The following is an 839-nucleotide window of genomic DNA, read 5'->3' as shown; positions in this document are numbered from 1 at the left end:
GCAGCCGGTCGGCGGGCATCTCGCGTGGGGCGAGGATGTAGACTGCGTTTGGCTGGCCTTCAGGCGGGGGCGCACGCAGGGCTTCAACCACGGCGGCCTCTTCCATCGGCGCCCCGTCGAGCGACATCTCCGAGGATGATCGCACCCGCTACGCCGCCATCCTCGACTACCTGAAAACATACGATGGCGGCCCCTGCTTCGCCGCCCTGCCCGCGCTGGGAGAAGAAACCGCCCAGCTCACGCTTGATGCCTTTGGCCCCACCTCCGCCTCGCTCGACGGCTTCCGTGCCGGAATGGAGGCCGAGACAGGCGAAATCCCCGGCACCGTTCTGAAACCTGTCAGCGAGGCCCAATGCGCCGCGCTAACCTTCATCCGCGAGGCCAAGGCCTACCCGGCCTTCAACCTCTATTTCGACATGGAAAACCGAGTGATCGCCTCGGGCGACTACCTGGAAGGGCGTATCCTCAATGTCTCGGGCCAGGTGGTGCACTTCCTTCTGATCGACGACGAAGGCACGGTGCAGGCACTGGATGGCTTCCTGCAATTCACCCGGGCGGGGGCCAGCTTCTCGATCCCGATGAACCTGACCGCGGGCCCGGTTGTGACACAGCAACTCCTGCTGGCGGTGGGCACCCCGGCACGGCTCGACGTTGTGACAGACCTCGATGGCAGCGAGGCCGTTGGCTACTTCGAGGCGCTGGCCGCCGAACTGGAGGCCCGTGGCATCTCTCCCGACCTCTCCATGGTCGCCTTTTCCGTGGAATAGCCTCGGCCCGGCAGTCCCCGGTCCTGTGGGTCCAGGGGAGCCCCCAAGTCGATCAATCGCGCAGCCCGTGCG

1 protein-coding gene is annotated in these 839 nt (G+C 66.0%); it reads left to right on the top strand.

Annotated features, from left to right (window positions below):
- The first annotated feature begins 293 nt into the window (after positions 1–293).
- Positions 294–767, top strand: a complete 474-nt coding sequence (locus DYI42_RS23965; protein ID WP_213549639.1) for a hypothetical protein — start codon at positions 294–296, stop codon at positions 765–767.
- Positions 768–839 lie beyond the last annotated feature (72 nt).

This window comes from Vannielia litorea (assembly GCF_018424695.1).
Lineage (GTDB): Bacteria > Pseudomonadota > Alphaproteobacteria > Rhodobacterales > Rhodobacteraceae > Vannielia > Vannielia litorea_A.
The sequence above is the reverse complement of the archived record's forward strand: the minus strand, read 5'-3'. Positions and strand labels throughout refer to the sequence as shown.